This is a genomic window from Thiohalocapsa halophila (assembly GCF_016583825.1).
Lineage (GTDB): Bacteria > Pseudomonadota > Gammaproteobacteria > Chromatiales > Chromatiaceae > Thiohalocapsa > Thiohalocapsa halophila.
Genome location: NZ_NRRV01000299.1, coordinates 1 through 509, shown reverse-complemented (window position 1 = coordinate 509; position 509 = coordinate 1). Strand labels below are relative to the sequence as shown.

The 509-nt window shown below is 64.8% G+C and carries 1 protein-coding gene; it reads right to left on the bottom strand.

Annotated elements, in window-relative coordinates; translation table 11 throughout:
• Nucleotides 1–509 (bottom strand): arsenic resistance protein (locus CKO31_RS26485; RefSeq protein WP_200244022.1); only part of this gene is annotated, 509 nt, incomplete at both ends.

Below are 509 nucleotides of genomic sequence, written 5' to 3'. Positions count from 1 at the left end.
CCGCATAGTTCAGCAGGTAGGCGAGCCCGGAGTTGAAAAAGACCTGGATCAGGATCGGCACCGCCAGCATCAGGATGATCAGCGGCTGGGACAGGATCTGCTCACCCTGGAAGCCGAAGAGCAATACCAGCGTCGCCAGCAGCGCGATCAGTGACACTGGTCCGAGTGTATCCACGGTGCGCTTGAGCTGCGCGGGGCCGTCCTCACGGCGCAACAGCGCGGCACGCAGGCCCTGAGCGATCACCAGCGGCACGACGATGTAGAGCAGCACCGACAGCAGCAGCGTCTCCCAGGGTACGGTAATGGCCGATAGCCCCAGCAGCAGCCCGACGATGGGCGCGAAGGCGAACACCATGATGGTGTCGTTCAGGGCCACCTGGGTCAGCGTGAAATGCGGCTCGCCGCGGGAGAGGTTGCTCCAGACGAAGACCATCGCCGTGCACGGGGCCGCGGCCAGGATGATCAACCCGGCGATGTAGCTGTCGATCTGCTCGGCCGGCAGGTAGGGC